At 68.6% G+C, this 26497-nt stretch carries 29 protein-coding genes and 2 pseudogenes; 19 read left to right on the top strand and 12 right to left on the bottom strand.

The genetic code is table 11. The features are described from left to right. Positions 1–4: 4 nt before the first annotated feature. Complete coding sequence (locus DFJ65_RS15390) at positions 5–1213, bottom strand: DNA recombination protein RmuC (protein WP_115923780.1); 1209 nt, start codon at positions 1211–1213, stop codon at positions 5–7. A gap of 164 nt (positions 1214–1377) precedes the next feature. Between DFJ65_RS15390 and DFJ65_RS15385 the strand changes: the two genes are divergently transcribed. The 4 genes from DFJ65_RS15385 to DFJ65_RS17225 all read left to right on the top strand — a co-directional run bounded on the left by DFJ65_RS15385 (position 1378) and on the right by DFJ65_RS17225 (position 5010). Then, a complete protein-coding gene (locus tag DFJ65_RS15385) occupies positions 1378–2721 on the top strand; it encodes an MFS transporter (RefSeq protein ID WP_115923779.1) in 1344 nt (447 codons plus the stop codon). Positions 2722–2964: 243 nt separating this feature from the next. Continuing rightward, complete coding sequence (locus DFJ65_RS15380) at positions 2965–3666, top strand: hypothetical protein (RefSeq protein WP_245950320.1); 702 nt, start codon at positions 2965–2967, stop codon at positions 3664–3666. 208 nt (positions 3667–3874) lie between these two features. Beyond that, positions 3875–4393 carry a class F sortase gene (locus DFJ65_RS15375; RefSeq protein ID WP_211308463.1) on the top strand — a complete coding sequence of 173 codons (519 nt, stop codon included), beginning with the start codon at positions 3875–3877 and terminating at the stop codon, positions 4391–4393. Between the two features lie 329 nt (positions 4394–4722). Further along, complete coding sequence (locus DFJ65_RS17225) at positions 4723–5010, top strand: hypothetical protein (RefSeq protein WP_170144121.1); 288 nt, start codon at positions 4723–4725, stop codon at positions 5008–5010. Between the two features lie 21 nt (positions 5011–5031). Here DFJ65_RS17225 and DFJ65_RS15365 read toward each other — a convergent pair whose 3' ends face one another. Next, positions 5032–6006 (bottom strand): DUF389 domain-containing protein, encoded by a 975-nt coding sequence (locus tag DFJ65_RS15365; RefSeq protein WP_115923776.1) that lies wholly within the window; start codon positions 6004–6006, stop codon positions 5032–5034. A 30-nt stretch (positions 6007–6036) separates the two neighbouring features. On the opposite strand from DFJ65_RS15365, the gene ychF reads away from it, so the two are divergent. From ychF to DFJ65_RS15335, 6 genes and pseudogenes are all read left to right on the top strand, one after another. Continuing rightward, on the top strand, positions 6037–7116 hold the full coding sequence (gene ychF / locus DFJ65_RS15360) for a redox-regulated ATPase YchF (RefSeq protein WP_115923775.1): 1080 nt from the start codon (positions 6037–6039) through the stop codon (positions 7114–7116). 47 nt (positions 7117–7163) lie between these two features. Next, a pseudogene (locus DFJ65_RS18365) lies at positions 7164–7265 on the top strand (type II toxin-antitoxin system RelE/ParE family toxin); the annotation flags it as partial. Positions 7266–7274: 9 nt separating this feature from the next. Further along, the gene (locus DFJ65_RS15350) at positions 7275–7574 is read left to right on the top strand and encodes a HigA family addiction module antitoxin (RefSeq protein ID WP_115924379.1); all 300 of its coding nucleotides are present in this window, start codon (positions 7275–7277) and stop codon (positions 7572–7574) included. Beyond that, entirely contained in the window at positions 7571–8125 is a 555-nt protein-coding gene (locus tag DFJ65_RS18515) for a P-loop nucleotide/nucleoside kinase family protein (RefSeq protein WP_115923773.1), read from the top strand. Before DFJ65_RS15350 ends, DFJ65_RS18515 begins: the two co-directional genes overlap by 4 nt. A gap of 166 nt (positions 8126–8291) precedes the next feature. After that, a complete protein-coding gene (locus tag DFJ65_RS15340; RefSeq protein WP_115923772.1) occupies positions 8292–8525 on the top strand; it encodes a FitA-like ribbon-helix-helix domain-containing protein in 234 nt (77 codons plus the stop codon). Beyond that, positions 8522–8947 carry a type II toxin-antitoxin system VapC family toxin gene (locus DFJ65_RS15335; protein WP_115923771.1) on the top strand — a complete coding sequence of 142 codons (426 nt, stop codon included), beginning with the start codon at positions 8522–8524 and terminating at the stop codon, positions 8945–8947. The genes DFJ65_RS15340 and DFJ65_RS15335 overlap by 4 nt, the downstream gene beginning before the upstream one ends. A gap of 294 nt (positions 8948–9241) precedes the next feature. Here the strand turns inward: DFJ65_RS15335 and DFJ65_RS15330 are convergent, their stop codons facing one another. After that, positions 9242–9712, bottom strand: a complete 471-nt coding sequence (locus DFJ65_RS15330; protein ID WP_115923770.1) for a MaoC/PaaZ C-terminal domain-containing protein — start codon at positions 9710–9712, stop codon at positions 9242–9244. Between the two features lie 439 nt (positions 9713–10151). On the opposite strand from DFJ65_RS15330, the gene DFJ65_RS15325 reads away from it, so the two are divergent. Next, positions 10152–11084: a hypothetical protein gene (locus DFJ65_RS15325; RefSeq protein WP_147301419.1), complete on the top strand. Its 933-nt coding sequence runs from the start codon at positions 10152–10154 to the stop codon at positions 11082–11084. A gap of 64 nt (positions 11085–11148) precedes the next feature. On the opposite strand, the gene DFJ65_RS15320 is transcribed toward DFJ65_RS15325, so the two are convergent. Further along, on the bottom strand, positions 11149–11481 hold the full coding sequence (locus DFJ65_RS15320; RefSeq protein ID WP_115923768.1) for a putative quinol monooxygenase: 333 nt from the start codon (positions 11479–11481) through the stop codon (positions 11149–11151). A 127-nt stretch (positions 11482–11608) separates the two neighbouring features. Here DFJ65_RS15320 and DFJ65_RS15315 point away from each other — a divergent pair, with 127 nt between their 5' ends. The 4 genes from DFJ65_RS15315 (at position 11609) to DFJ65_RS15300 (ending at position 14658) form a co-directional block, all read left to right on the top strand. After that, the gene (locus DFJ65_RS15315; protein ID WP_115923767.1) at positions 11609–12211 is read left to right on the top strand and encodes a carboxymuconolactone decarboxylase family protein; all 603 of its coding nucleotides are present in this window, start codon (positions 11609–11611) and stop codon (positions 12209–12211) included. A 132-nt stretch (positions 12212–12343) separates the two neighbouring features. Beyond that, entirely contained in the window at positions 12344–13228 is an 885-nt protein-coding gene (gene ppk2 / locus DFJ65_RS15310; RefSeq protein ID WP_425453001.1) for a polyphosphate kinase 2, read from the top strand. Then, positions 13221–14177 carry a M15 family metallopeptidase gene (locus DFJ65_RS15305; protein WP_115923765.1) on the top strand — a complete coding sequence of 319 codons (957 nt, stop codon included), beginning with the start codon at positions 13221–13223 and terminating at the stop codon, positions 14175–14177. The genes ppk2 and DFJ65_RS15305 overlap by 8 nt, the downstream gene beginning before the upstream one ends. A gap of 37 nt (positions 14178–14214) precedes the next feature. Beyond that, positions 14215–14658, top strand: a complete 444-nt coding sequence (locus DFJ65_RS15300) for an SRPBCC family protein (RefSeq protein WP_115923764.1) — start codon at positions 14215–14217, stop codon at positions 14656–14658. Positions 14659–14723: 65 nt separating this feature from the next. On the opposite strand, the gene DFJ65_RS15295 is transcribed toward DFJ65_RS15300, so the two are convergent. The 5 genes from DFJ65_RS15295 to DFJ65_RS18160 all read right to left on the bottom strand — a co-directional run bounded on the left by DFJ65_RS15295 (position 14724) and on the right by DFJ65_RS18160 (position 18934). Continuing rightward, positions 14724–15401 carry a DsbA family oxidoreductase gene (locus DFJ65_RS15295; RefSeq protein WP_115923763.1) on the bottom strand — a complete coding sequence of 226 codons (678 nt, stop codon included), beginning with the start codon at positions 15399–15401 and terminating at the stop codon, positions 14724–14726. A 77-nt stretch (positions 15402–15478) separates the two neighbouring features. Beyond that, the gene (locus DFJ65_RS15290) at positions 15479–16348 is read right to left on the bottom strand and encodes a universal stress protein (RefSeq protein WP_115923762.1); all 870 of its coding nucleotides are present in this window, start codon (positions 16346–16348) and stop codon (positions 15479–15481) included. 58 nt (positions 16349–16406) lie between these two features. After that, entirely contained in the window at positions 16407–17468 is a 1062-nt protein-coding gene (locus tag DFJ65_RS15285) for an acyl-CoA dehydrogenase family protein (protein WP_115923761.1), read from the bottom strand. Between the two features lie 6 nt (positions 17469–17474). Next, positions 17475–18650, bottom strand: coding sequence for an acyl-CoA dehydrogenase family protein (locus DFJ65_RS15280; RefSeq protein ID WP_115923760.1), 1176 nt, complete (start codon positions 18648–18650; stop codon positions 17475–17477). A gap of 86 nt (positions 18651–18736) precedes the next feature. Continuing rightward, entirely contained in the window at positions 18737–18934 is a 198-nt protein-coding gene (locus DFJ65_RS18160) for a hypothetical protein (RefSeq protein ID WP_245950464.1), read from the bottom strand. Here DFJ65_RS18160 and DFJ65_RS15275 point away from each other — a divergent pair. Next, a pseudogene (locus DFJ65_RS15275) lies at positions 18839–20482 on the top strand (formate--tetrahydrofolate ligase). The gene DFJ65_RS18160 and the pseudogene DFJ65_RS15275 overlap by 96 nt on opposite strands. A gap of 7 nt (positions 20483–20489) precedes the next feature. On the opposite strand, the gene DFJ65_RS15270 reads toward DFJ65_RS15275, so the two are convergent. Further along, positions 20490–21227 carry a VIT1/CCC1 transporter family protein gene (locus DFJ65_RS15270; protein ID WP_115923759.1) on the bottom strand — a complete coding sequence of 246 codons (738 nt, stop codon included), beginning with the start codon at positions 21225–21227 and terminating at the stop codon, positions 20490–20492. 114 nt (positions 21228–21341) lie between these two features. Between DFJ65_RS15270 and DFJ65_RS15265 the strand changes: the two genes are divergently transcribed. From DFJ65_RS15265 to DFJ65_RS15255, 3 genes are read left to right on the top strand one after another with little or no spacing between them, the layout of a single operon-like run. Next, positions 21342–22817, top strand: a complete 1476-nt coding sequence (locus tag DFJ65_RS15265; RefSeq protein ID WP_115923758.1) for a DHA2 family efflux MFS transporter permease subunit — start codon at positions 21342–21344, stop codon at positions 22815–22817. Continuing rightward, positions 22814–23239 carry a (deoxy)nucleoside triphosphate pyrophosphohydrolase gene (locus tag DFJ65_RS15260; protein ID WP_115923757.1) on the top strand — a complete coding sequence of 142 codons (426 nt, stop codon included), beginning with the start codon at positions 22814–22816 and terminating at the stop codon, positions 23237–23239. The genes DFJ65_RS15265 and DFJ65_RS15260 overlap by 4 nt, the downstream gene beginning before the upstream one ends. A gap of 41 nt (positions 23240–23280) precedes the next feature. Next, on the top strand, positions 23281–24231 hold the full coding sequence (locus DFJ65_RS15255) for an L-lactate dehydrogenase (RefSeq protein ID WP_115923756.1): 951 nt from the start codon (positions 23281–23283) through the stop codon (positions 24229–24231). Between the two features lie 65 nt (positions 24232–24296). Here the strand turns inward: DFJ65_RS15255 and DFJ65_RS15250 are convergent, their stop codons facing one another. Both DFJ65_RS15250 and DFJ65_RS15245 read right to left on the bottom strand, forming a co-directional pair. After that, positions 24297–25445: an ABC transporter ATP-binding protein gene (locus tag DFJ65_RS15250; protein ID WP_115923755.1), complete on the bottom strand. Its 1149-nt coding sequence runs from the start codon at positions 25443–25445 to the stop codon at positions 24297–24299. Next, the gene (locus DFJ65_RS15245; protein WP_115923754.1) at positions 25442–26491 is read right to left on the bottom strand and encodes an ABC transporter ATP-binding protein; all 1050 of its coding nucleotides are present in this window, start codon (positions 26489–26491) and stop codon (positions 25442–25444) included. Before DFJ65_RS15245 ends, DFJ65_RS15250 begins: the two co-directional genes overlap by 4 nt. Positions 26492–26497: the final 6 nt, after the last annotated feature.

The following is a 26497-nucleotide window of genomic DNA, read 5'->3' as shown; positions in this document are numbered from 1 at the left end:
AGGATCATCCCGCACGCTCGCGGCTCGCACCCTCGGACCCGCCGTCGGACCCGCCGCCGGCCGGCCCGAGGTCGAGTTGCGGTCGGGCGACGTCGTCGTCGAGGGCGTCGATGAGTTCGGCCGCGGTCAGCGGGCGCGGCGCCTGCTCGACGGGTTGCACCTGCGGCACGGCTTCCGATGCCAGGCCGAGGTCTTCCATCCGGCGGGCCGAGACCAGCACGCGCGCCTCGAGGGTGCCGACCATCGCGTTGTAGGCCTCGACCGAGCGGCGCAGCGTCTCGCCGACGCGATGGGTGTGCTTGCCGAGGGTGCCGAGTCGCTCGTAGAGCTCGCGCCCGATCGTCAGCAGTTCCTGGGCGTTGCGTTCCAGCGCGTCCTGCCGCCACACCAAGGCCGTGGTTTGCAGTGCGCTGAGCAGGGTGGCGGGGGAGACCAGCAGCACGCGTTTGGCCATCGCTCGGTCGAGCAGGTCGGGGTCGGTGCGCACGGCCGTCGCGAGGATCGCCTCCGAGGGCACGAAGCACAGCACCGCCTCGGGGGTGGAGTCGAAACCGCTCCAGTAGTCCTTCGCCGACAGCGCCTCGACGTGACCGGTCAGTGCCGCGCTGTGGGCGCGCAGCAGCCGGTCACGTTCGGCGTCGGGGGTGTCTTCGACCTGCGCGGCGAGGAAGTGCTGGATCGGCGCCTTCGAGTCGATCACCAGCACCTTGCCGCCGGGCAGGTGCACGACGGCGTCGGGCCGAATCTGTTTGCCGTGGCGGCTGGTCGAGCGCACCTGCTCGTCGAAGTCGCACTTGGGCAAGAGCCCGGCGTGCTCGAGCACCCGGCGCAACTGCATCTCGCCCCACGCCCCCGAGGTGTTCGACGACTTCAGCGCACCGCTGAGCACCGCGGTCTGTTGGTGGAGCGCACCGGTCGTCTCGGCGACGGTGCGCAGCTGGGCCCCCAGCGCGCCGTACTGCCGGCTGCGATCGCGCTCGAGTGCCTCGACCTGACGCTCGACGCGGGCGAGCGTCGACGACAACGGAGCCAGCGCCTGGGCGGTCTGCTGGTCTTCGCCGAGGGCCGTCTCGAGGTCGACGACGCGCTCGCGCAGCAACTGCCGCTCGGTGTCGGCGCTCGCGAGCCGCAACTCCTGACGCGGACGCAGCACCAGCCAGAGCACGGCGGCGCCGAGCAGGAGACCCAGGGCGAAGGTGAGTACCGGAAGCATGTCGTCACCTTGGCATCCGGCACCGACAACCGGGTGACAAGCAGGCTACAACCGCGCGATAACCGGCGGCGACAACGCGCCGCGAGGCGCCCGGACGCGGTAGGTTTCGCTGCGTTCGAGCGAGTACCCAGTTCGAGCAAAACCCCCAGGAGGATCGAGGATCCATGTCGAGCGTCGCCGAGCCCTCGGTCACCGAACCCGCGCAGCTCACCCGCAGCCAGCGCCTCGACCGGCTGCCCTTCACCCGGTTGCACGGTCGGTTGCTCGGCGGATCGGGCATCGGGTGGGCACTCGATGCGATGGACGTCGGGCTCATCTCCTTCCTGATGGTCGCCATCAAGAAGGAATGGGGACTGTCGACCGGCCAGGTTTCCTGGCTGGCGTCCGTCGGTTTCATCGGCATGGCGGTCGGGGCCTCGCTCGGCGGTTACCTCGCCGACCGCATCGGCCGTCGCAACGTCTTCGCGCTCACGCTGCTGGTCTACGGCCTGGCCACCGGGTTCTCGGCCCTGTCGCCCGGTTTCTGGGTGCTGCTGGCGTTCCGGTTCGTCATCGGTCTCGGCCTCGGCGCCGAACTGCCGGTGGCGTCCACGCTGGTCAGCGAGTACGCGCCCGCGCGCATCCGTGGCCGCATGGTGGTGCTGCTGGAATCGTTCTGGGCCGTCGGGTGGGTGCTCGCGGCGCTCATCGGCTACTACATCGTGCCGAAGGACAACGGCTGGCGCTGGGCGCTGCTGTTGGGCGTCGTCCCGGCGCTGTACGCGATGTACGTGCGCCGCGGACTGCCCGAATCGGTGCGCTTCCTCGAGCGGGCCGGGCGGATCGACGAGGCGGAGCAGTCGGTGCGCCGGTTCGAAGAGTCGGCCGGCATCGCACCCGTGCCCTCCCCAAACCCCGAGAAGGTGACCAAGATGTCACCGAAGGCGTTGTGGGAGAAGCGTTTCGCCGGGCGCACGGTGGCGCTGTGGCTCACCTGGTTCGGGGTGAACTTCTCCTACTACGGCGCGTTCTTGTGGATCCCGACCTTCCTGGTCGCACAAGGGTTCCCGATGGCGAAATCATTCGAGTTCACGCTGTGGATCACCCTCGCCCAGTTGCCCGGCTACGCCGTCGCCGCCGTCCTGATCGAGAAGGTCGGCCGGCGCTTCACGCTCGCGTCGTTCCTGCTCGGATCGGCCGTCGCCGCGATGGCCTTCGGGCAGGCCTCGTCGGAGTCGACGATTCTGCTGACCGGGTGCCTCCTGTCGTTCTTCAACCTCGGCGCGTGGGGCGCGCTGTACGCGGTCACGCCCGAGGTCTACCCGACGATGCTGCGCGCGACCGGCAGCGGCAGTGCGACGGCGTTCGGACGGATCGCGTCGATCATCGGACCGTTGCTCGTGCCGTGGGTGCACGACAACCACGGCACCGGGCCCACCTTCGTGCTCATCTCGGTGTCGTTCGCGGTGGCGATGCTGGCCGCGCTCGGGTTGCCCGAGAGGAAGGGAAAGGAATTGCAGAACAGCTGATTGCGCACCGTCGAGGTCGAAGGCCCGCCGAAAGAGTTCCAATCCGTCGCAGCGTTCGTGTCGAACCACCCGTGAAGGATCGGAACTCATCGACGGTGACAGTCGGTCAGCGCAGATGTGGCTCCGCGTACGACGGTCGGCAACGCGCCGTCCGGAATCCGAGGAAGGCCCGCGACGAACGCCAAGAAGTATTTCGTCGTCCCTGTCGCCGCGCTGGCGGCAGGCGTTGCCACATTGCCGGCGATGCCGGCAGCCCACGCAGACAGCGGTTGGACCTATCAAGCCGATCTCGCACCGATCAACGGATCCGGTGCGGCGGGATGGTTGACCCTCAACGGCAACCAGGCCACCGTGACCGAGGAAGTGAACGGTCTCGCGCAGACTTTCATGGATGCGCCCTACCCGCACGTCCAGCACATCCACGGCGGTGCGATGGGCATGTGCCCCGACATGTCGGCAGACACCAACGGCGACGGTGTCGTCAGCACGACGGAGGGAGCCCCGCATTACGGCGGCATCGTCACCACTTTGTCGGCCAAGGGTGACACCAGCCCGGCTGCCGGCACGGACGTCACGCTCGCCCCGAGCGGATCGGCATACACCTACAAGCGCACCATCACGCTCGACAGCAAATCGGTGGAGGCGTTGAAGAACGGCACCGCGGTGATCGTCGTGCACGGGCTCGACCCCGCGAAGATTCCCGCGGCCGCGCGCGCGGCGAAGAGCGACTTGGTGCCTTCCTTGCCGTTGGCAGCGACGTCGCCGGCACTGTGCGGCAAGCTCACCCGGTCGCAAATGACCGACATGCCGTCCGGTGGAGTGCCGACCGGCGGCGGTAGCACGGCGGACGGCTCGACCGGCGCCTACTACGCCGGTGGCGGAGCGCTGCTGCTCGGGGCGGGTGCACTGCTGGCGACCCGTCGCCAGTTCGGCAAGCAGTCCTGACCCGCGCTGCAATCCGGCGAGCGGCAGAGCCATGCGAATCGACAACGTCCGATCGTCGGTACGAGGTCTCCTGGTGGTCGGCGCGGTGTTGATGGCGCTCGTCGGATTGCTGCTCGTGGTGCAGGCTGTGCGGACACCGGCACCACCGAGCCGACCTTCGACCGCCGCCGCACTGCCGGCGGCGGTCGACAGGGGGTCCGGCACGCCAATGACAACGGCGTCGGGGAAGCCGGCCCCGACGACCGGGCTGGTGCTCGGCCGCTCTCGACCGGTGAGCCTCGACGTGCCGGCGATCGGTCTGAAGAAGCAGACGCTCACCTCCTACGGGCTGGACCGCGACGCAGTGGTGGCCATTCCGGCGGCCGATCTGCAGACTCCGGCCGGGTGGCTGGACCGCTCGCCGACGCCCGGGGAGGTCGGACCGTCCGTGATCGTCGGTCACGTCGACTCGGCCAAGGCCGGCCCGTCGGTGTTCTACCGGCTCGGCCAACTCAAGCCGGGCGAGACCGTCTCGGTGACCCGCGTCGACGGCACGGTGGCGGTGTTCCGGATCGAGGGCGTCGAGCAGTATCACAAGGCTCAGTTCCCGACCCTCAAGGTCTACGGCAACCTCGATCATGCAGGTCTTCGATTGATCACCTGTGGGGGCAAGTTCAACCGGGCGGTCGGTCACTACGAAGACAACATCGTCGTTTACGCGCGGCTCGTCGCGGCCCATCGGGCCTGACCGAACGGAGAATCTCGATGATGCGCGTGTCGAAGATCCTGGCGGTGCTCTCGACGCTGTCGGTGCTCGCTGGTTGCGCAACGGCTGAGCAGCCTGCTCCCGAAAGCCGGATGTCGCCGTCCGCCCGGAGCGCGCAGAGCGCGACCAGCTCGCAAAGCACTGTCGTCGGCAACCAGTCCGTCCCAGTGCCGGCTGCGGCCTCGATGGTGTGCGGTCCGGAGATCGGGGAGAGCTTGCAGCGCCAACTCCGACTCGGACACGAGCCTGAAGGGGCGAGCAGTTGGGACGGAAAGCGGTTCGAGTGCACCTTCCGGCTCCCGGACGGGCCGTTGGTGCTCGTCGTGCTCGCTCACGGGTCGCAGGCGGCTGCGGCACAGAGCTTGGCGACACAACGGTCGCAACTGGCCGGAGCGCGCCCGATCATCGGGCTGGCGGCGTTCGGTCTGCCTGCTGCACAAGCGGACTCGGGGGTTGTGCTCTTCGCGCGCGATGCCTTCACGCTGCGTGTGGACAGCACTTGGATGACCCCACCGATCGGCCCATTCGAGCGGAGTCGGCGCGATTTCGCCTACTCGATCGCAGCCGACGTCATTGCCTGCTGGCAGGAGCACCACTGACCGCCTCTACCGCGGCGACACCTACTGCGGCGACGTCGACGACCGTGACGTCCGGAACAATCGCTGCGACGCACGATCGACGTGCACCCATGCGAAACGCTGCACCAACAGGGTGAGGGTGCCGGCCACGATCATGCCGACGATGTTGACACCGAGCTGAGCCAGCGAGCCCTTGATCTCGTCGGTGGCCCACAACGCCAGGCCGAGCGCGAGGTTGGCCGCTGCGGGCACCGTCGTCACCGAGATGAACACTCCCACAAGGGCATTCGCCTTGTCCGACGACAGCGCGAGCACTCCCGCGATGCCGGCAAGGAACGCGACCATCAGCGACCAGCGGTCCGGACGGTAGATGAAACCGGTCTGCGGACGGGCCCGGGTGAGGTCGGCGGCGTCGAACCAATCCAGCAGCGCGCCACCCGTGGCGATCAGGGCGGTCACCGTGATCACCGCCGCGAACCCGAACACGAGCAACTTGAGCCCGCCGGCGACCAGCCGCGGCTTGCCGAGCACGATGCCGGTGCAGATCGCGGCGACCGTCGAGAACTCCGGGCCGACCACCATCGCGCCGACGACGAGGATCGAGGAGTCGGTCAGCACGGCGATGCCGGCGATCAGCGTCGCGACCAACAGGAACAGGTGGAAGGTGATCGTCGGACGCACCGAGGCCGCCGCCTGCGCCTTGATGACGTCCCACACGACGGCGTCGTCGGGGTCGCCCGCGGCAGCCTCCTCCACCTCGTAGGCCCGTTTGAACGGGGCGGCGCTGAGCGGCATCAGCACGATCCCGCCGGCGTCGTCGAGTCCGGTGGCTGACAGGTCGTCCAGCAGCGAACTCGCCGCCTCGCGGGCGACGTCGGCCTCGATGAGGTCTCCGGACGGTGCGACGGACGCGTTCGGGAACCGTACGAGGTTGGTGACGACCGGGTTTTCGGTCAGCAGACCCAGCACCGGATCGACCAGTTCGCGGGGCACGGTGAGCCGCAGGTGGACGAGCATGGCGCAAAGGGTAGTTAGACTCCTTGTCCCGTGGCCCTCACCATCGGAATCGTCGGACTGCCCAACGTCGGCAAGTCCACCATGTTCAACGCCCTGACCAAGAACAACGTGCTCGCAGCGAACTACCCGTTCGCGACGATCGAGCCCAACGTCGGGGTGGTCCCGCTGCCCGATCCGCGGCTGAAGGTGCTCGCGGGCATCTTCGGGTCGCAGGCGATCCTGCCCGCAACCGTGTCGTTCGTCGACATCGCCGGCATCGTCAAGGGCGCCTCGGAAGGTGAGGGCTTGGGCAACAAGTTCCTCGCCAACATCCGCGAGGCCGACGCGATCTGCCAGGTGGTGCGCGCGTTCGTCGACGACGACGTGCACCACGTCGACGGCAAGGTGTCGCCGGCGTCCGACCTGGAGACCATCAACACCGAGTTGGTGCTGGCCGACCTGCAGACCCTGGAGAAGGCGGTGCCCCGCCTCGACAAGGAGGTCAAGGGCAAGAAGACCGACAAGTCGGTGCTCGACGCCGCCGTCGCTGCCCAGAAGATCCTCGAGTCGGGCGACCCGATCTCCAAGCACCCGGGCGAGGTCGACCTCGACGCCGTCCGCGAACTCGGCCTGCTCACCACCAAGCCGTTCATCTACGTGTTCAACGTCGACGAGAGCCAGCTCACCGACGAGGCCTTCCAGGCCGAGATGTCCGCGCTCGTCGCGCCGGCCGACGCGATCTTCCTCAACGCCCAGCTCGAGTCGGAGGTGGCCGAGCTCGACGAGGAGGAGGCCCGCGAGCTGCTGGAGTCGGTCGGCATCACCGAGCCCGGCCTCGACCAGCTCGCGCACAAGGGCTTCAACACGCTCGGCCTGCAGACCTACCTGACCGCCGGCCCCAAGGAGACCCGCGCCTGGACCATCCGCAAGGGCTGGACCGCCCCGCAGGCCGCCGGTGTCATCCACACCGACTTCCAGAAGGGCTTCATCAAGGCCGAGGTCATCAGCTTCGACGATCTCGTCGAGGCCGGGTCGGTGGCCGAGGCGCGTGCCAAGGGCAAGGCCCGGATGGAGGGCAAGGACTACGTCATGCAGGACGGCGATGTGGTGGAGTTCCGGTTTAACGTCTAGCGCTATTGACGTGCTGCGTTATGCGGTGGTCAGGTGATCAGATCCTTCGGGCGGGTCAACACAGCCTCCGCATCAACGATCAGTGGCGGATCTGCTTCCGCTGGACGGACGTCGGCGCTGAAGACGTCGAGATCGTCGACTACCACTGAGGAGGGATGATGTCCGGCACGCTCTACCCGCCGATCCACCCGGGTGAGGTCCTCATGGAGGACTTCATCAAGGGCTTCGGGATCACGCAGAACAAGCTGGCGGTGGGGATCGGCGTGCCACCCCGGCGCATCAACGAGATCGTGCACGGCAAGCGCGCCATCACGGCGGACATTGCGCTGCGCCTCGGGCGCTACTTCGGGGTGGACCCGCAGTTCTGGCTCAATCTGCAGACCAGGTATGACTTGGAGGTTGCGGAGGAGCGAGTCGCCGATCAGGTCGCGGCGATCGCACCGCTGCAGTCGGCGTGACGCCCCGGCTCATTGCGATCTCGGGCTTGCCCGGCGTCGGTAAGTCCAGCATCGCGGCGGCTGTGGCCAGCCGTGACGGGGCGGTGCATCTGTCCATCGATCCGGTGGAGGAGTCGATCCTCGCCTGTGGCCTGCCTTCGGGCTGGCAGGTGGGCGTTGCCGCCTACGAGGCGGTCGGCGCGATGGCGGAGCAGAACCTGCGGCTCGGCCGCGACGTCGTGGTCGATGCGGTCAACGACAGCGAAGAAGCGCGTCAGACCTGGCGGGGGCGGCGTCGCGCGCCAACGCGCGCCTCGAGTTCGTGCACCTCACGATCTCCGATGCTCTCGAGCATGAGCAGCGGCTCAGCGGCAGGGATCGTGGTCTCGCCCACGTCGGCGAACCGACCTGGCCGGACGTGCAACACCGACGCGCCGGCTATGCCGAGTGGTCGGATGAGGTTGCGGAGTTCGATACGACGGGGCGGACTGCGGACGAGATCGCAGATGCTCTCGCGGCACACCTCGGCACGACGTTCGAGTGATAGTTGCCGCCCCGGGTCCCTCGGCTGACGTTCAGTCGCGCCGTCTGACGCTGGACTCTGCTGGCACGTCCGAGCATTCGCCCCGGTCACTGCGCATTGAGGCGACCGGGGCGTTGTCGCAGTGCACGTCCTCGCCTCTGGCAACGCCGTTGCGGCACCGCTATCATGACTGATATCAGAGGAGGTGGTTGCCGATGTCATCCATCATTGTTCGCGGTCTCGACGAGGCAGTGAAGCAGCAACTCGCCGCGCAGGCGAAGGAGCACGGACGGTCCATGGAGGCCGAGGTGCGCGACATCCTCACGCGCGCGGCTCGACGACCGCACATCGGGATGGCGTTGCTGGCTGCCGCTCTTGAGGCCGGCGGTGTCGAAGAACTGCCCGTCCCAGCGCGTGACGATGTCGCACGGTCGGTGGACTTCGGGTGATCGTCCTCGACACGAACGTCATTTCGGAGCTGTTTCGGCCCTCGCCGGAAGCGCCCGTCGTGGGCTGGCTCGCGTCGCTGGCAGGGGATGTTGCGATCACGTCCGTGACGCTCGCTGAATTGCTCGCCGGCGTGCGGAGGTTGCCCCATGGTCGTCGCAGGACAGCGCTGGCGAGTCAACTCGAATCAGCGCTCGAGCCGTACCGGGGGAGTCGTGCGGTGCTGCCGTTCGACGACGTGGCGGCCGACCGCTACGCCGATGTGCTCGTGGCTCGGGAGAGCGCGGGAGCGCCCATCAGTACCGCCGCCGCGCAGATCGCTGCGATCTGTCTGGCGCACGGAGCAACCTGCGCTACGCGCAACGTGAAGGACTTCGCGCACACCGGCGTCGAAGTGGTCGATCCGTGGCAGGTCGACTCGTAGTCCGGTAGTACGGCCAATCCCTGGATCGCCCGGCCGGCGCGCGGGTAGCTTTGCCAACGAACCCGCTAGTCATCGGATAGCCCCGGAGGCATGACATGCGCGCCGTGATCTATGCCCGAAACAACGAGGACGAAGTGGTCGATCGCCCCGTCCCGGAGTTCGGTCCGGACGAGTGGAAGAACGGGCCGTCGTCCAGTGCGTCGCTCATCGTTCCAGGCTGGTAGCGCCCGGGTGGGCGGACGAGGTCACGCGGGCGTGCGATCGGAACCCGGCAGCCAGCGTTTGCCACAGTGCTCAGGCCGGACGGCGCGACACCATCAGCCCGATCCGTCCGCGCTGCACGACGGCGCCGTGCTGGTTGGTGAGCACGAACTCCCGGTCGAGGATGCCGGCGCGGCCGTCGTTGGTGGCGCGCACCGACAGGATCGTGACGGTGCAGGTGACGGTGTCGCCGATGTGGACGGGCTGCTCGAACCGCCAGTCGTCGACCCCGAGCAACGCGATCGAACAGCGCTCGAAGATGCCCAGGCGGGAGGCGAGTCCCATCGCCACCGACAGGCCGAGCATGCCGTGCGCGATGGGGGCTGCGAACCGTCCGCCGGCGGCGTCGACGGCGTCGGTGTGCACCGGGTTGGTGTCCCAGCTCCAACCGGCGAAGGTGACGATGTCGGCCTCGGTGATCGTGCGGCTGAGGGTGCGGAAGGCCTGACCTTCGGCGAAGTCCTCGAAGTACCAGTCGGCAGGGGATCCGCTCACGTTCGTCATGCAGCGATCATCGCCGAGCCGCGCAAGCCTGGGTGGGAGGGATCCCTCCCAGGATGAAACCTTCCTCTGCACAACGCTCGCGAACCGCACCACTATGGATGAAGAACCGGTGCGCAGCATGCGCGTCGGCCCGCGAACCACGTACGGGGCGATCGTCGAAACACGACGAACCGCGAACGCGGATGAAGCCGGTGATGAACCTGACCTCGTTCGGTCGCACCGCGGCGATGGACAAGGATTTCGGCACGCTGATCACCGCGCTCCACGGCCGGCCGACACAGCTGCCGAAGCTGCCCAAGCGGCACGGTCGCTGACCCGGTTGCCTCCCTGCGATCTCACAGGTTCGGCGAATCCGAGGACCGCGGGCCCACGGCGGTGGGACTCTGAGAAATCGGGATGCGGAAGCAGTCCGCGTCTCACGCTCAGGGGGAGTGGAGCCATGGCTCAGCACACTGCACGGACCGAAACGGAAACCCAACAGACGCAAGGCAGTTCGACCCGGCGGAACATCCTGAGGGGTCTGGCTGTCACTGGTGTCGGCGCGGGCGCCGGCTTGATGATGGCGCCCGCGTCGAAGGCCGCCACCAACGACGCGATGCTGGCGGGTCGCGCCGTGTTCGCATCGAACATGACCTACCTCGCCAACGGCACGACGTCGGGAATCTTCGCGACGAACCCGCTGACGTCGGAGCCGACGTTGTTCTGGGCCGATAACCGCAACTCGACCATCAACGGCAACGGCATCCGTGGTGACGGCAAGGGCACCGGCGCAGGCATTTGGGGCAACAGCGACTTCACCGGCGTCGGTGTGCTCGGCACGGCCGCCGCAGGCGCGGTTGGAGTCAAGGCGAGCGGCGGTCGCGCCAACCTGCAGTTCGTCCCGGGCGGCACCGCGCCCCGCGGTCGCGGCGACGCCCACTCGGCCGGTGAGATCGTCGCGGATGCGAGCGGCGACCTGTGGGCCTGCGTGGTGTCGGGCGCCCCGGGGCAGTGGCGCAAGCTCGCCGGGCGGACGAGCGCCGGCCAGTTCCACGTGCTCGCCTCGCCCGTGCGGGCCTACGACTCGCGGTCCGGCGACGGTCCGCTGGCCGGCGGCAACCAGCGCAACATCGCGATGACCGGGGTGCCGGCCGGTGCGTCCGCGGTGACCGTCAGCGTCACGATCACGGGCACAACCGCGTCCGGGTATCTCGCGCTGTTCCGCGGCGGGGCGTCCTGGCCGGGCAACTCCAACCTCAACTGGTTCGCCTCGGGGCAGACCTTCGCGGTGACGACGGTCTCGGCGGTCAACGACTCCCGGATCGTCTCCGTGCGCGCCGGTGGCGGCGGGTCGACACAGGTGATCATCGACGTGATCGGTTACTACAGCTGACAGTGCGCGGACGCAGGTGAGCCCACCGGATATGGCCGGTGGGCTCGCCTGTGGGTCGGGTCGGTCAGCCCTCGCGCGGCTCGACCTCGCCCATCGGCCCGAAGCCGTCGACGCCCTTGGCGTCGGTGTAGATGATCTCCGGGCGCGCCGAGACGAAGTCGGGCAGCGTGCCGAAGAAGTCGGACACGTGCTGCTGCTTCATGTGCTCCTCGCCGGCAGCGTGGTCGACATAACCCTCGATGCAGACCCAGGTGTTGGGGTCTTGCTCGCTGCGCGCGAATTCGAAGAAGAGACAACCTTCCTCGGCGTTCACGGCGTCGGCGTACGCGGCGGACAGTTCGTTCCACTCGGTGAGCTTGTCCTCGCGGATCGGCATGCGGACGTTGATCAGGATCATCGTTTCTCCTCGTCGACTTCTCGGTCGCAGTTGCGTGCGTCCAGCATGCTGCACCGGCCCCGCGGGTGCGGCGGCGGGTCTTGCCGAAACCCGGGTGCGCGTGCCGGCGGGGGAGCACACTCGACAGATGGTCTTCTTGAGACGTCCGGACGAACCGATCGACGGTTTCGCGCAGTACCTCGACGAGGAACAGGCGACGTGGGGTTTCGTCCCCAACTACGCCTACTGCTTCGCCGACCGGCCCGACGTAGCGGTCGCGTGGAAGGCGCTCAACCGCACGATCGTCGCCGGGATGGACCGTCGCACCTACGAGTTGGCCTCGATCGCGGTCGCTCGCGCCCGCCGGTCGACCTACTGCACGACCGCGCACTCGAAGTTCCTGCGTGACATCTGCGACGACCCCGACGCGCTCGCCGCGATCGAGACCGATCCGGACGGCGGCGCGCTGCCGGCTCGCGACCAGGCGGTCTACCGGTTCGCGCGAGCGGTGGCCACCGACGCGTCCGCCGTCACCCAGGCGCAGATCGACGGGCTGCGCGCGCAGGGGTTCAGCGACGGCGACATCGCGGGTATCGCGTACGCGGCCGCGGCGCGGATGTTCTTCACCGCGGTGCTCGACGGGTTGGGTGCGCAACTCGACCTGCAGACGGCGCAGCAGTTCGACCCCGATCTGCTGCGCGGCATGGTCGTAGGCCGCCCGCCGTCCGACACCCCGTCCGGTAACCGGTAGCGCGCCCGCGAGGGCCATTGTTAATGCCCCGTTCACCGCGAATTCGGCTGTCTCGCAATGGGAGACAACTCATCCCCGCGAGCGCCTGCGGTTGTCTCGATGGGGTGGTGGAATAGGCGCATGGTCCAGCACATGCGTCTTCGTGAGTACATCGACAAGCTCAAGCTCGAGGGTTACACCGTCCGCGACGCCAGCGGCGAGGATCCGGTGCTCATCCGTCCGGACGGTGAGGCGGTCGAGACCTGGCGGCAGGACTACCCCTACGACTCCTTGATGGAACGCGAGGAGTACGAGGAGACGAAGTACCAGTTGCAGGTCGAGCTGCTGAAGTTCCAGTACTGGACGCAGGACGTCGGCGCCAAGCACGTCATCGTGTTCGAGGGTCGCGACGCGGCCGGCAAGGGCGGCACGATCAAGCGTTTCTCCGAACACCTCAACCCGCGTGCCGCGCGCGTCGTCGCCCTCACCAAGCCGTCGTCGACCGAGCAGGGTCAGTGGTACTTCCAGCGCTACATCAACCACCTGCCGACGTCCGGCGAGATCGTGATGTTCGACCGCAGCTGGTACAACCGGGCCAACGTCGAGCGGGTGATGGGCTTCTGCACCGACGACGAATACGAGGTGTTCATGAAGCAGGCGCCGCGCTTCGAGCAGATGCTCGTCGACAGCGGCACCACGGTCACCAAGCTGTGGTTCTCGGTCACCCAGGACGAACAGCGCACCCGCTTCGCGCTGCGCCAGATCGACCCGGTGCGGCAGTGGAAGCTGTCGCCGATGGACCTCGAGAGCCTCGACCGCTGGGACGACTACACCGCGGCGAAGGAGGCCACCTTCAACCTCACCGACAAGAAGTATGCCCCGTGGATCGTGGTCAAGAGCAACGACAAGAAGCGCGGCCGGATCAACGCGATGCGGGCCTTCCTGAACCAGTTCGAGTACGAGGGTAAGGACACCTCGATCGTCTTCGCGCCCGACCCGAAGATCGTCACCCGCGCGAAGCACACGGTCGGTGACTGAGTTCGTCCGCCTGCAGTCGACCGGCGCGCGAGCGATCGGGCACCCGAACGGGTGTGTGCGCGAGCCCGGCGTGCGGCGCCGCAACGTGCTCGGCCTGCTGGCGGTGGGCGCCGCGACCTTCGTGCGTCCGCCCGGCCCACGGCCGGGTGGCCGGGTCGTCGTCGGCCACACCCAACTGCCGTCGCCGAACACCACGTGGCAGGCCTTCGCGGTGACGCCGACGCGGGCCGTGGTGCTGATGCAGAACCTCCCGCGCACCGGCCTCGCCGCGCGCGACGGGGCGGTGCAACTTGCCAGCACGACGGTGCGCACCGGCACGGCCCGGTTGACCGTGCCGATGGCGTCGGGGAGCACCCGTGCGGTGCGGGTCGAAGACCTCGGGTTCAGCCTGCCGGTCACCCTCTCCACGACGTCCGCCGCGCTGGCCGGATCGCCGTGGATCCTGGTGAACAAACGCAACCCGCTGTCGTCCGGCTTCGTGCCGACCGGACTCGTCACCGTCGAGGGTGTTCAGCTGAGATCGACTGTGGCGCAGTCCTATTCACAGTTCAAGGCGGCCGCCTCGGCGTCCGGGCACAGCCTGCGGTTGAACAGCGGTTACCGGTCGTACGCGGGCCAGGCGGCCCTCTACAACCAGGACGTCGCCCGCTACGGGCGCGCGGGCGCCGACCAGCGGACGGCGCGTGCCGGCTACTCCGAACACCAGACCGGTCTGGCGCTCGACCTCGCGATCTCGGCGGGCACCTCGGTCGCCGCGTGGGTGGCGGCGAACGCGCACCGGTTCGGGTTCGTCGTGCGCTACGAAGCCGGGCAACAATCGGTCACCGGCTACCAGTACGAGCCGTGGCATCTGCGGCACGTCGGCACCACCCTCGCCGGCCAGTACCGCGCTTGGGGGATGCGCAGTCTCGAGGCGATGCTCGGGTTGTCTGGCGCGCCCACTTACTGAGGCGACCTACCGAGCCGGATCATGCTTCGATGAGTTCATGAGCGACCGCATCGTCTCCGCGACCCGTGACATCGCAGCCCCCGCCGACACCATCTTCGAGCTGATCGCCGACCCGGCCCGCCAGCCGGAGTGGGACGGCAACGACAACCTCGCCATCGCCGCACCGGGCCAGCGGGTGCACGCCGTCGGCGATGTGTTCCGGATGACCACCACCCAGGGCAAGGACCGCGACAACCACATCGTGGAGTTCGAGGAGGGTCGCCGGATCGCCTGGAAACCCTCGGCCGTGGGCGAACCGCAGCCGGGCCACCTGTGGCGCTGGGAGTTGGTGCCGAACGACGACGGGGGCACCCGCGTCACGCACACCTACGACTGGTCGCAACTCACCGACGAGGCGCGCTTCCAGCGGGCGCAGTGGACGACCTCGGAGCGGCTGATGGGCTCGATCGACCGACTCGCCACGGCCGCCGAAGGACATTGATCGCAGCCGCCGTCGGGGTTCGTGCGGGCTGATCCTTCGGCGGTGTCCGCACGAGGGTCCCTGGCTCAGCTGCAGCAGCTACCGCCGCAGCACCCGCCGCCGCCCTCGGGGGCGTCCTCGAAGGCCATCGCGAGGGCCTTGCCGAAGGTCTCGACCGGCTGTGCGCCGCTGACACCGAAGCGTCCGTCGACCACGAAGAACGGCACGCCGTTGATGCCGATGCCCTGCGCCTGTGCGGCGTCGGACCGCATCGCGGTGTCATAGGCAGGGGAGCCGAGCGCCTCGGCGATGTCCGACTCCTCGAGACCGTTCTCGACGCCGATCCGGGTGAGCACGGCGCGGTCGCCGATGTCCTCGGCGTTCTCGAAGTGAGCGCTGAACAGTCCGCGGCTCACCGGGGCGGCCACGCCGCGCAGCTGGGCGAGGTGCACGAGGTGGTGCGCCAGTCGGCTGTTGGCGACCTTGAGCCCGGCGAAGTCGAAGTTCAGCCCGTCACCGGCGGCGACTCCTGCGACCTGGTCGGTCATGGCCTCGACCTGGTCGCGCGGCATGCCCTTGCTCGCGGCGAGGTAGTCGACCTCGGTGCCGTCGTAGTGGTCGGGCAGCTCGGGATCGAGCTGGAAGCTGTGCCAGATGACCTTGACGTCGTCCTTGCCCTCGAACTCGGCGAGTGCCTTGTGGAAGCGTTCGGTGCCGATGAAGCACCAGGGGCAGGCGAGATCGGACCAGATGTCGACGTTCATGACTCCATGAAACAGCGAAGGTGCCCCGCTTGTTCCGGCGGGGCACCTTCGCTGGTGCGTGAACGGTCGGGCAGCACCTATCGGACGATCGCCACCGGGCACTTCGCCGCGTGCAGCACGCCGTGGCTCACCGAGCCGAGCATCATGCCGCGGAAGCCGCCGCGACCGCGCGTGCCGATCGCGAGCAGAGCCGCACCGACGCGTTCGGCCTCGGCGGCCAGCGCCGACGCCGGGTCGCCCTCGAGCACGGCGGTGGTGATCTTCAGGTCGGGGTGTTCGGCCCGCAACCGGTCTGCGGTCTGGCGCAGTTCGGCCGTGACCGCTTCCTCGATGCCTTCGCCGGCGCTCATCAGCACCGCGCCGTCGAGGTAGGAGGCGGCCGCGATGGTGGCGGCCGGGTGGCTCCACACCGACGCGAGGTGCACGGTGGCGCCACGCTCGTCGGCGACCTCGGCGGCGAGCGCGAGCGCCCGCTGCGACGGGGCCGACTCGTCGACGCCGACCATGATCGGGTGCTCGGTGCCGACGGACGGCGCATCGGCCCGCACCACGACCACCGGGCACGGTGCGTGCGCGGCGACCGCGTACGAGACCGAGCCGAGCAGCGCAGACAGCACGGGGCCACGGCCCCGGCTGCCGAGCACGATCGCCCGGGCGCCCTCGGCGGCCTCGACGAGCATCTCCGCCGGGTTGCCCAGCGCGGAGACCGCCTCGACCTCGACAGCGCCGAGTTCGGTGGCGCGCTTGACGCCGTTGGCGGCCATCTCGCGGGCACCCTCCTCGATCACCGACCGGTCGATCATCACCCCGGCGCCCGCATCGGCGAAGGTGGGCATGCCGGTGGCCGAGACCACCCGCAACGCCTCCTGGCTGCGCCGCGACTCGCTCGCGGCCCACTCCAGGGCGCGCTCGCAGTCCGGGGTGTCGTTGTAACCGACGACGATCATGATCGACCTCCTGAGGTTTCCAACCAACTACTACTCATTGTAGTTCATTCGGCGTCGGTCAGCTCACCACATCGACCATTTCGTGGTCGCCGAGGGCGGCCGCGAGACGGGCGAGGTGGTAGCGCGTGTCACCGAAGGTGTGCTCGATCGTCGTGAGCCGCGAGGTGTAGTGCCCGACCGCGTACTCGGCGGTCATGCCGATGCCGCCGTGCAACTGGATCGCCTCCTGGCCGACGTGCCGCCCGGTGCGTCCGACGAAGGCCTTGAGGCGCGACGTCGTCGCCCGGTCGGTTGGGTCGTGAGCGATCTCCATCGCAGCGAAAAGCACTGTGCTGCGCGCGAGTTCGACACTGGTGTACATGTCGGCGGCGCGCTGGGTGAGCGTCTGGAAGGTCGCCAGCGGCACCCCGAACTGCTTGCGGGTCTTGAGGTAGTCGACCGTCATCGACAGCGCCGACTCCATCGCACCGAGCGCCTCGGCGCCGAGCGTGACCAGGCCGATGTTGAGGCCGCGGTGCAGCAGGTCGAGGTCGCCGAGCCGGGTGGCCGGGCCGTCGAGCCGCAGGCTCGTGCCCTCGACCGTCGGGTTCTCGACGAGGAACACGCAGGTGCAGCCTTCGTCGGGGCAGTGGGCGGTGGTGACCACGGCCGCGACGCCGGTGAGGTCGGTGGCGCCGAGCTTGTGGCCCGACAGCACGTACCCGTCGCCGTCCTTCCGGCCGGTCGCCTGCGGGTTGTCGGGGTCCCAGGCGGCACCCGGCTCACCGAAGGCGGTCAGCACGAGCGCCGACCCGTCGACCGCGCCCTCGAGCAACTCGTGCCCGGCGCCGGCGAGGATGACGTTCGCGGTGAGCGCGTCGGCGTAGGGCAGGGTCGAGCGGGCGGAGCCGAGTTCGGACGCGGCGATCGCGACCTCGACCGCGCTGGCACCCATGCCACCGGCGTCCTCGGCGATCGGCAGGCCGAGCAGACCCATCTCGGCCAGCGTCTGCCAGGCCTTCGGGTCGACGGTCTGCGGGCCGACCGGCACGTCGCCGGTGGTCTCGGGAGCCAGGCGGGTGGCCATTTCGCGCACTGCGGACCGCAGGGCGCGCTGTTCGTCGTCGTAGGTGAAGTCCATCGTCGTTCAGCCCTTCAGTCCGAGGATTCCGCCGGAGATGATGCTGCGCTGCACCTCGTTGGAGCCGCCGTAGATCGACGCCTTGCGGAAGTTGAGGTAGGTGGGGGTGGCGCTCGCGGCCCAAGCCGGCACGTCGTCGTTCGCCGTCCAGGACAGCCCGGCGGCGCCGGCGATGTCGGCGACGAGCTCGAGCACGTCCTGCTGCAGCTGGCTGCCGCGCAGCTTCAGGATCGACGACGCCGGGTCGGGCTTGCCGTCCTTGCTGCCGCCGGCGACGCGCATGACGGTGAGTTCGAGGGCCATCAGGTCGGTCTCGAGCTCGGCGATCCGGGCGGCGAGCAGCGGGTCGTCCAGAAGCGTGCCGTCGGCCCGCTTTGTCTGTGCGGCAAAGGCTTTGGCGTCGGCGAGCTTCCGCTTGATCGACCCGACCGGGGCCACACCGACGCGCTCGTTGCCGAGCAGGAACTTCGCGTAGTCCCAGCCCTTGTTCTCCTCGCCGACCAGTTGGTCGGCCGGCACGCGCACGTTGTCGAAGAACACCTCGTTGACCTCGTGTCCGCCGTCGATCAGCTTGATCGGACGTAGCGTCAGGCCGGGGCTGTCCATCTTGATGAGCAGCATCGAGATGCCCATCTGCTTCTTCGGTGCGTTGGGGTCGGTGCGCACCAGCGCGAAGATCCAGTCGGCGTGCTGACCGAGGGTGGTCCAGGTCTTCTGGCCGTTGACGACGTACTCGTCGCCCTCCCGGACGGCGGTCGTGCGCAGACCGGCGAGGTCGGATCCGGCGTCGGGCTCGGAGAAGCCCTGGCACCACCAGATGTCGAGGTTCGCGGTGGCCGGCAGGAAGCGGTCCTTCAACTCCTTCGAACCGAACGTCGCGAGCACCGGGCCGATCATGCTCACGTTGAACGGCAACGGGGTCGGGAAGTTCGCCTGCTGCATCTCGGTGCGGTAGATGTGGTGCTGGAGTTCGGTCCACTGCTTGCCGCCGTACTCGACCGGCCAGTGCGGCACGGCGAGCCCGTGTTCGTTCAGCAGGCGCTGGGCGCGACGGATGACGTCGGGGTCGGGTTCACCTCCTGCCGCATTGGCGTCCCGGATGTCCTGGGGCGCGACGGTGGTGAAGAAGGTGCGCATTTCCTGCTGGAAAGCGCGGTCCTCGTCGGACAACTGGCGTTGCATGGGTCCTCCTGCGTGGGCGGCAACACGGCTTTCGCCCCCACGCTAGACGCACGGGGCGAACAGTGGTGAGCGAACGCTCACTTCGATCATGTCGTGGACGCGGGGACCCGTTCTCGGCGGGTCCGCAGTGCGGCACAGTGGTGTTCATGACGCAACCCAGTGATGTCGAGATCGCCGCCGCCACCCCGATGCGGCCGATCGAGCAGATCGCGCAGGCGGCCGGTATCCCGGTCGAGCATCTCTACCGTTACGGCCCGCACAAGGCGAAGGTCGACCTGCGTCACGTCCTGGAGTCACCCCGTGTGGAGGGCTCGAAGCTGGTGCTCGTCACCGCGACGAGCCCGACGCCGGCGGGGGAGGGCAAGACCACCACCAGCGTCGGCCTGACCGATGCGCTCAACCACCTCGGCGAACGCGCGATGGTGTGTCTGCGCGAACCCTCCCTCGGCCCCGTCTTCGGGATGAAGGGTGGCGCGGCCGGCGGCGGTTATGCCCAGCTCAACCCGATATGGCCGACATCAACCTGCACTTCACCGGCGACTTCGCCGCCATCGCCGCGGCGCACAACCTGCTCGCCGCGATGCTCGACAACCATCTGCACCAAGGCAATTCGCTCGACATCGACCCGCGGCGGGTCACCCTGAAGCGGGTGCTCGACGTCAACGACCGAGCGCTGCGCGACATCGTGATCGGGCTCGGTGGACCCTCGAACGGCGTGCCGCGCGAGTCGGGGTTCGACATCGTCGTGGCCTCGGAACTGATGGCGATCTTCTGCCTCGCCAACTCGCTCGAAGACCTCCGCGCGCGCCTGGCCCGGATCGTCGTCGCCCGCACCCGGGACGGCCGTGCCGTCACCGCGGCAGACCTCAAGGCCGACGGCGCGATGACCGCGCTGCTGCGCGACGCGCTCGCACCCAACCTGGTGCAGACCCTGGAGGGCAGTGGAGCGTTCGTGCACGGCGGACCCTTCGCCAACATCGCCCACGGGTGCAACTCGGTGATGGCGACGAATGCGGCTCTCGCGCACGCCGATTGGGTAGTGACCGAGGCGGGCTTCGGGGCCGACCTGGGCGCCGAGAAGTTCCTCGACCTGAAGTGCCGGATGACCGGTCTTCGACCCGACGTCGTCGTGTTGGTCGCGACGATCCGGTCGATGAAGTACCACGGCGGGGTGGCCACCGCCGACCTCGAGCACGAGAACCTCGGCGCGCTCGACGACGGGCTGGTCAACCTCTACCGCCACCTCGACAACCTGCAGGACGTCTTCGGGCAGCGGGTCGTCGTCGGCATCAACCGCTTCCCGTCCCGACACCGACGCCGAGATCGAGTTGCTGCGCAGCCGCCTGGCCGAGCGCGGCATCACCGTCGAGCTCGCCACCCACTTCGCGGACGGCGGCAAGGGCGCCGTCGACCTGGCGCGCGCGGTGCGCGACGCCGTTCACGATCGGCCCACCCCGCAGCTGCGGTTCGCCTACGCCGACGACGCATCGCTGGAGGAGAAGGTGAACGCGGTCGCCACGCGCGTCTACCGCGCCGGTCGGGTCGAGATCCCGTCCGCCGTCCGCAAGCAGTTGGCGGCGCTGGAGGACGAGGGTTACGGACACCTGCCGGTCTGCCTCGCCAAGACCCAGATGTCGTTCTCGACCGACCCGTCGCTGCGCGGTGCGCCCGAGAGTCACACGGTCGAGGTGCGTGAAGTGCGCCTGGCGGCCGGGGCCGGCTTCGTCGTCGTCATCTGCGGCAACATCCTCACCATGCCCGGTCTGCCCAAGAGGCCTGGCGCAGAACGAATCTCGGTCGACGGAGACGGCCGAATCGTAGGTCTCTTCTGAGCCGGAATCAGACCCCGACGCCGACGGCCGAGCCGATGAGGAAGGTCACGGCCATGGCCAGTGATCCGCCGATCACATTGCGCAACACCGCGGGTCGCAAGGGCGCGTCGGTCAGGCGGGCGCTGACCGTGCCGGTGATCGCCAGCATGATCACGACGGCGACGAAGGTGGCGTAGACGTTGATCGGCGCGGGCAGCATGATCACCAACACGGGCAGCAGCGCGCCGACGGTGAACGAGGCCATCGAGGCCCACGCGGCGTGCCAGGGGTTGGTGAGTTCGTCGGGGTCGATGCCGAGCTCGACCTCGGCGTGGGCGGCGAGCGCGTCCTGCTCGGTGAGCTTGGCGGCCACCTGCTCGGCCAGATCCCGGTCGAGGCCCTTGTCCTGGTAGATCTGGGTGAGTTCCTCGAGTTCCTCCTCGGGCATCTCGCGCAGTTCCCAGATCTCCTTCTCGATGAGCGCCTTCTCGCCGTCGCGCTGGGTGCTCACCGAGATGTATTCGCCTGCGGCCATTGAGAATGCGCCCGCAACGAGCCCGGCGAGCCCGGCGATGAGCAGGGCCTGGCGGTCGTTGTTGGCACCCGCGACACCCACGACGAGACCGGCGGTGCTGATCACGCCGTCGTTGGCGCCGAGCACCGCCGCGCGTAGCCAGTTGAGCTTCGACGCGGTCGACTCGCTGTGCGGTTCGTCGGGGTGCGGTGCGCGGACGTCGTCGGTGCGGTCGGTGCGGTCGGTGCTCATCGTCTGGTTCCTCCTGCAGTTCGTGGCTGCATACACCCTTCTCCTACGGCGCCGAACTGTCCACGAAGGCTAGGCATTGCTGGCCTGTCGGTGAGGTCGCCTATGGTTTGGGGAATGACCAGGGACCAGGTCGCCAATCCATGGCGGGCACTCTTCGCATTGTTGTTCGGCTTCTTCATGATCCTGGTCGACTCCACGATCGTCTCGGTGGCCACCCCGGCGATCATCACCGGCCTGCACAGTGACATCAACGGCGTCGTCTGGGTCACCAGCGCCTACCTGCTCGCCTACGCGACACCCCTGTTGATCACCGGACGTCTCGGTGACCGTTTCGGCCCGAAGCGGGTCTACCTCGCCGGGCTCACGATCTTCACCCTCGCCTCGCTGTGGTGCGGTCTCACCGACAGCATCGGCGGCTTGGTCGCCGCCCGCGTGGTGCAGGGCCTCGGCGCCGCGCTGCTGACGCCGCAGACGATGACGATCATCACCCGCATCTTCCCGGCCGAGCGCCGCGGCCAGGCGATGGGCGCCTGGGGCGCGACCGCCGGTGTGGCCACCCTCGTCGGCCCGATCCTCGGTGGCGTGCTCATCGACGCGCTGAGCTGGGAGTGGATCTTCTTCATCAACGTGCCGATCGGGGTGCTCGCGTTCCTCCTCGCCTGGCGCGAGGTGCCCGACCTGTCGGTGCAGTCGCACCGCTTCGACGTGCTCGGCGTGGCCCTGTCGGCGATCGGCATGTTCCTGCTCGTCTTCGGCATCCAGGAAGGCAGCAAGTACGACTGGGGCACGATCACCGGGGTGATCTCGGTGCCGTTGCTCATCGTGCTCGGGCTCGTCGTGCTGGTCGGCTTCGTCTACTGGCAGCGGGTCAACAAGTCCGAGCCGCTGGTGCCGCTGGTGCTGTTCGAGAACCGCAACTTCTCCCTGGCCAATGTCGCCATCGCAACGGTCGGTCTGTCGATCACCGCGATGGCCTTCCCGATCATGATCTGGGCCCAGGGCGTCCGCGGGTGGTCGCCCACCCAGTCGGCGCTGCTGCTGGCGCCGATGGCGTTGCTGACCGCGGGGCTCGCGCCGTTCGTGGGCCGGTTGGTCGACCGGATGCATCCGCGGGTCCTGGCGAGCTTCGGGCTGCTGTGCTTCTCGCTCGGCCTCGCCTGGATCGGCCTCGAACTCGACAGCGACACCTCGTTCTGGAAGCTGCTGCCGCCGATCATGGTGCTCGGTGTGGCCAACGGCTTCATGTGGTCGCCGCTGTCTGTCACCGCGACCCGCACCCTCCCGCCGCAGCGCGCCGGCGCCGGCTCGGGCGTCTACAACACCACCCGGCAGGTCGGCGCGGTGCTGGGCTCCGCCGCGATCGCGGCGCTGATGGAGTCGCGCCTGTCGGCCCGACTCGGCGCCGGTGCGAGCGCTGCGGCAGGCGACCCGGCGACGTCCGGCGGACATATCGGTGACGTGCCCGGGCTCGCGCACGAGTTCTCCCGCGCCATGGGTGAGTCCCTCTACCTGCCGGCGGCCGTCGTGCTCATCGGTGTGGTCGCGGTGTTGTTCTTCCGCAACCCGCACGGCCTGCGCGAGGACGCGTGACGCGACGGCTGGTCGTAGGCGCCGCGATCGTCGACGACCCCGCCGCGCCCACGCGGATGCTCGCCGCGCGTCGGTCGGCACCGGCCCATCTCGCCGGCGGGTGGGAACTGCCCGGTGGCAAGGTCGACCCGGGCGAAGACCTCGAGACCGCCCTGCACCGCGAACTCGACGAGGAACTCGGCGTCGATGTCACACTCGGTGACGCCGTGCCCGGTCCGGAGGACGGCGGTTGGCCGCTCGGCGAGAACTATCTGATGTTCGTCTTCCTGGCTGTCATCACCTCGGGCGTACCTGCGCCGCTGGAGGATCACGACGAGTTGCGCTGGCTGCCGCTCGATGACCTGTTCGACGTGGGCTGGTTGCGCGACGATCTGCCGATCGTTCACCTGCTGCATTCGCGTTGGTCACGGGCGGGCTCGTAGGCTCGGCCCCGTCAGCGCATCCGTCGGCAGGGGAGAGCCCGATGAAGTACGTCGAGAACAAGGTCGTCCTGATCGGCGCCGGCGCGGTCGGCATCGCCTACGCGTACGCGCTGGTCAACCAGGGCATCGCCGACGAACTGGTGCTGCTCGACACCGACGAGAACCGCACCCGTGGCGAGGTCACCGACCTCAACCACTGCGAGGCGTGGGCGCCGAGTCCGATCACCGTCACCCACGGCGGCTACGAGGAGTGCAGGGACGCCGCCATCGTCGTGCTGTGTGCCGGTGCTGCTCAGAAGGCCGGCCAGACCCGGCTCGACATGGTGGGCACCAACGTCCGCATCACCCAGGACATCGTCAGCGAGGTCATGGCGTCCGGGTTCGACGGCATCTTCCTGGTGGCCACGAACCCGGTCGACATCCTCACCTACGCCACCTGGCGGCACAGCGGTCTGCCGTCGGCACAGGTGCTCGGATCGGGCACCAGCCTCGACACGGCGCGACTGCGGTACAACCTGGCGCAGTACTTCGAGGTGGCCACCACCAACGTCCACGCGATGATCATCGGCGAACACGGCGACTCCGAGCTGCCGGTGTGGAGCGCCGCGTCGATCGCGGGCCGCTCCCTCGCCAAGCGCATCGCGGCGAACCCGCAGATCGAGGCCGACATCGAGGACATCTATGTGCGGACGCGGGACGCCGCCTACGACATCATCGCTGCCAAGGGATCCACCAGTTATGGCATCGGCATGGCATTGGCCCGCATCACCCGGGCGATCCTGTCGAACCAGAAGGTGACGCTGCCGGTGTCCGCGCTGCTCGAAGGGCAGTACGGCCAGGAGGGCATCTACATCGGGGTGCCGGCCAGCATCGGCCGCCGCGGGGTGCGCGAGGTGGTCGAACTCGACCTGGACGAGCAGGAGACGCAGCGCTTCACCGCCAGCGCAGACACGCTACGGACGGTCATGCGCGAGTTCTGGCCCGAGGCCTGAACCGAAAACGCGTGAGACGTGGTCGCCTTGCACCAGGACGACCACGTCGCACGCGTCTTTGCGGCCTACAGCTTCTCGGGTTCGAACATCGACCCGGCCTCGTCGGAGGAGTCACCGGTCTGGTCGGTGGCGACCGCCTTGACCTCGTGCGGCTGAATCTCGCCGGACGCGATCTGCTCGGCGAAGTGGCAGGCTACCCGGTGGTTGCCGGGCACGCCCTCGATCTGCACCTCACGCAACTCGGGGCGATCGGTGTCGCACTTGGTCTGCTGCCGCCACGGGCAGCGGGTGTGGAACCGGCAACCCGACGGTGGGCTCGCCGGGCTCGGCAGGTCGCCGACCAGGATGATCCGTTCCCGGCTGTCCTCGACGGCCGGGTCGGGCACCGGCACCGCCGACATCAGAGCCCGGGTGTACGGGTGCAACGGGTGCGCATAGAGATCGTCGGCGTCCGACTCCTCGACCAGCGAACCGAGGTACATCACACCGATGCGGTCGCTGATGTGGCGCACCACCGCGAGGTCGTGCGCGACGACCAGGTAGGTGAGGCCGAACTCCTGCTGGAGATCTTCGAGCAGGTTGATCACCTGAGCCTGCACCGACACGTCGAGCGCCGACACCGGCTCGTCGGCCACGATCAGCTTGGGGTCGACCGACAGCGCTCGCGCAATGCCGATGCGCTGACGCTGGCCGCCGGAGAACTCGTGCGGGTACTTCTTCAGCGCGGCGGCGGGCAGGCCCACCGCCGAGAGCAGTTCACGCAGCCGCTTACCGGCTGCGGCCCTGTCCTTCGTCAGGCCGTGCGCCTGCATGCCCTCGAGCAGCAACGCCTCGACGGTTTGCCGCGGGTCGAGGCTGGACAGCGGGTCCTGGAAAACCATCTGCATGTCCTTGCGCTTGCGGCGCAGTTCCTCGCCCTTCAGCGATGCGACGTCGACGCCGTCGAAGACGACGGTGCCCTCGGTCGGCTCCTCCAGGCGCAGCAGCGCGCGCCCGAAAGTGGACTTGCCGCAACCGGATTCGCCGACCAGACCGTAGGTCTCACCGCGCTTGATCTGCAGGTCGATGCCGTCGACGGCGTAGACATGGCCGACCGTCTTGTCGAAAATGACACCCCGCTTGATCGGGAAGTGCACCTTCACGCCCTTGACGTCGACGAGCACGTCGCCGTCGTCGACCGACGCGGTCTTGCTCTCGGGTGCCGTCGTGCTCATCGGGAGTCGTCCTTCCGCTTCTCGACCGGGTTGAAGCAACGCAACCAGCGGTCGCCGTCGAGACCGGGCGCTTGCTCTTCGAGGTCGGGGGTCGCTTGCGTGCAGGTGCCGATCGGCTGCGAACAACGCGGCGCGAACGCGCACGCGGAGGTCCACGGCAAGTTGTCGGCCACCGAGCCCGGCACCGGGTTGAGCCGCTCGCCGCGCGCGCCGTCGAGGCGGGGGATCGACTCGAGCAGGCCGTTGGTGTACGGGTGGCGCGGCTGCGCGAACAGGTCGTGTCGCTGCGCGCGCTCGACGATGCGTCCGCCGTACAGCACGTTGACCTCGTCGCACAACCCGGCCACGACGCCGAGGTCGTGGGTGATCATGATCAGCGCGGTGTCGGAGTCGCGCACCAGCTCGCCGAGCAACGTCAGGATCTGCGCCTGGATCGTCACGTCGAGGGCGGTGGTCGGCTCGTCGGCGATCAGCAGACGCGGCTGGCAGGCCAGCGCCATCGCGATCAGTGCACGCTGGCGCATTCCGCCGGACAGCTGGTGCGGATACTCCTTGAGCCGCCGGTCGGGGTCGGGGATGCCGACCTTGTCCAGCAGCTCACGGGCCTCCGGCATCGCCTCCTTGCGCGACTTGCCGCGGTGCCGCTCGATCACCTCGGTGACCTGGATGCCCAGCGGCACCACCGGGTTGAGCGAGCTCAGCGGGTCTTGGAAGATCATCGCGACGTCGCGGCCGCGGCGGTCGCTCATCTGCTTCGGCGACAGCTTGAGCAGGTCGGTGCCCTCGAAGTCGACGGTGCCCGACACCTTGTTGCCGCGCTTGGGCAGCAGGCCCATGATCGCCATCGAGGTCACCGACTTGCCGCAGCCCGACTCACCGACGAGACCGACGGTCTGCCCGGGACGGACGTCGAAGGACACTCCGTCGACGGCACGGAAGGGCTTCTTGCCCTTCGTGCCGAAGTCGACGGTCAGGTCGCGCACGCGCAGCAGCGCCTCGGACGAGGCGGGCCGGCGCCGCGGGGTTGTTTCAGTGGTTGTCGTCACCGTGGG

The sequence above is a fragment of the Calidifontibacter indicus genome, from assembly GCF_003386865.1.
Lineage (GTDB): Bacteria > Actinomycetota > Actinomycetes > Actinomycetales > Dermatophilaceae > Yimella > Yimella indica.
The sequence above is the reverse complement of the archived record's forward strand: the minus strand, read 5'-3'. Positions and strand labels throughout refer to the sequence as shown.

Excerpts from the sequence above, each read along its gene's own strand:
- DFJ65_RS15390 (WP_115923780.1), bottom strand. The coding sequence starts at position 1,213 with ATGCTTCCGGTACTCACCTTCGCCCTGGGTCTCCTGCTCGGCGCCGCC.
- DFJ65_RS15385 (WP_115923779.1), top strand. The coding sequence starts at position 1,378 with ATGTCGAGCGTCGCCGAGCCCTCGGTCACCGAACCCGCGCAGCTCACC.
- DFJ65_RS15380 (WP_245950320.1), top strand. The coding sequence starts at position 2,965 with ATGCCGGCAGCCCACGCAGACAGCGGTTGGACCTATCAAGCCGATCTC.
- DFJ65_RS15375 (WP_211308463.1), top strand. The coding sequence starts at position 3,875 with ATGACAACGGCGTCGGGGAAGCCGGCCCCGACGACCGGGCTGGTGCTC.
- DFJ65_RS15365 (WP_115923776.1), bottom strand. The coding sequence starts at position 6,006 with ATGCTCGTCCACCTGCGGCTCACCGTGCCCCGCGAACTGGTCGATCCG.
- DFJ65_RS15350 (WP_115924379.1), top strand. The coding sequence starts at position 7,275 with ATGTCCGGCACGCTCTACCCGCCGATCCACCCGGGTGAGGTCCTCATG.
- DFJ65_RS15340 (WP_115923772.1), top strand. The coding sequence starts at position 8,292 with ATGTCATCCATCATTGTTCGCGGTCTCGACGAGGCAGTGAAGCAGCAA.
- DFJ65_RS15330 (WP_115923770.1), bottom strand. The coding sequence starts at position 9,712 with ATGACGAACGTGAGCGGATCCCCTGCCGACTGGTACTTCGAGGACTTC.
- DFJ65_RS15325 (WP_147301419.1), top strand. The coding sequence starts at position 10,152 with ATGGCTCAGCACACTGCACGGACCGAAACGGAAACCCAACAGACGCAA.
- DFJ65_RS15320 (WP_115923768.1), bottom strand. The coding sequence starts at position 11,481 with ATGATCCTGATCAACGTCCGCATGCCGATCCGCGAGGACAAGCTCACC.
- DFJ65_RS15315 (WP_115923767.1), top strand. The coding sequence starts at position 11,609 with ATGGTCTTCTTGAGACGTCCGGACGAACCGATCGACGGTTTCGCGCAG.
- ppk2 (WP_425453001.1), top strand. The coding sequence starts at position 12,344 with ATGCGTCTTCGTGAGTACATCGACAAGCTCAAGCTCGAGGGTTACACC.
- DFJ65_RS15300 (WP_115923764.1), top strand. The coding sequence starts at position 14,215 with ATGAGCGACCGCATCGTCTCCGCGACCCGTGACATCGCAGCCCCCGCC.
- DFJ65_RS15295 (WP_115923763.1), bottom strand. The coding sequence starts at position 15,401 with ATGAACGTCGACATCTGGTCCGATCTCGCCTGCCCCTGGTGCTTCATC.
- DFJ65_RS15290 (WP_115923762.1), bottom strand. The coding sequence starts at position 16,348 with ATGATCGTCGTCGGTTACAACGACACCCCGGACTGCGAGCGCGCCCTG.
- DFJ65_RS15285 (WP_115923761.1), bottom strand. The coding sequence starts at position 17,468 with ATGGACTTCACCTACGACGACGAACAGCGCGCCCTGCGGTCCGCAGTG.
- DFJ65_RS15280 (WP_115923760.1), bottom strand. The coding sequence starts at position 18,650 with ATGCAACGCCAGTTGTCCGACGAGGACCGCGCTTTCCAGCAGGAAATG.
- DFJ65_RS15270 (WP_115923759.1), bottom strand. The coding sequence starts at position 21,227 with ATGAGCACCGACCGCACCGACCGCACCGACGACGTCCGCGCACCGCAC.
- DFJ65_RS15265 (WP_115923758.1), top strand. The coding sequence starts at position 21,342 with ATGACCAGGGACCAGGTCGCCAATCCATGGCGGGCACTCTTCGCATTG.
- DFJ65_RS15255 (WP_115923756.1), top strand. The coding sequence starts at position 23,281 with ATGAAGTACGTCGAGAACAAGGTCGTCCTGATCGGCGCCGGCGCGGTC.
- DFJ65_RS15250 (WP_115923755.1), bottom strand. The coding sequence starts at position 25,445 with ATGAGCACGACGGCACCCGAGAGCAAGACCGCGTCGGTCGACGACGGC.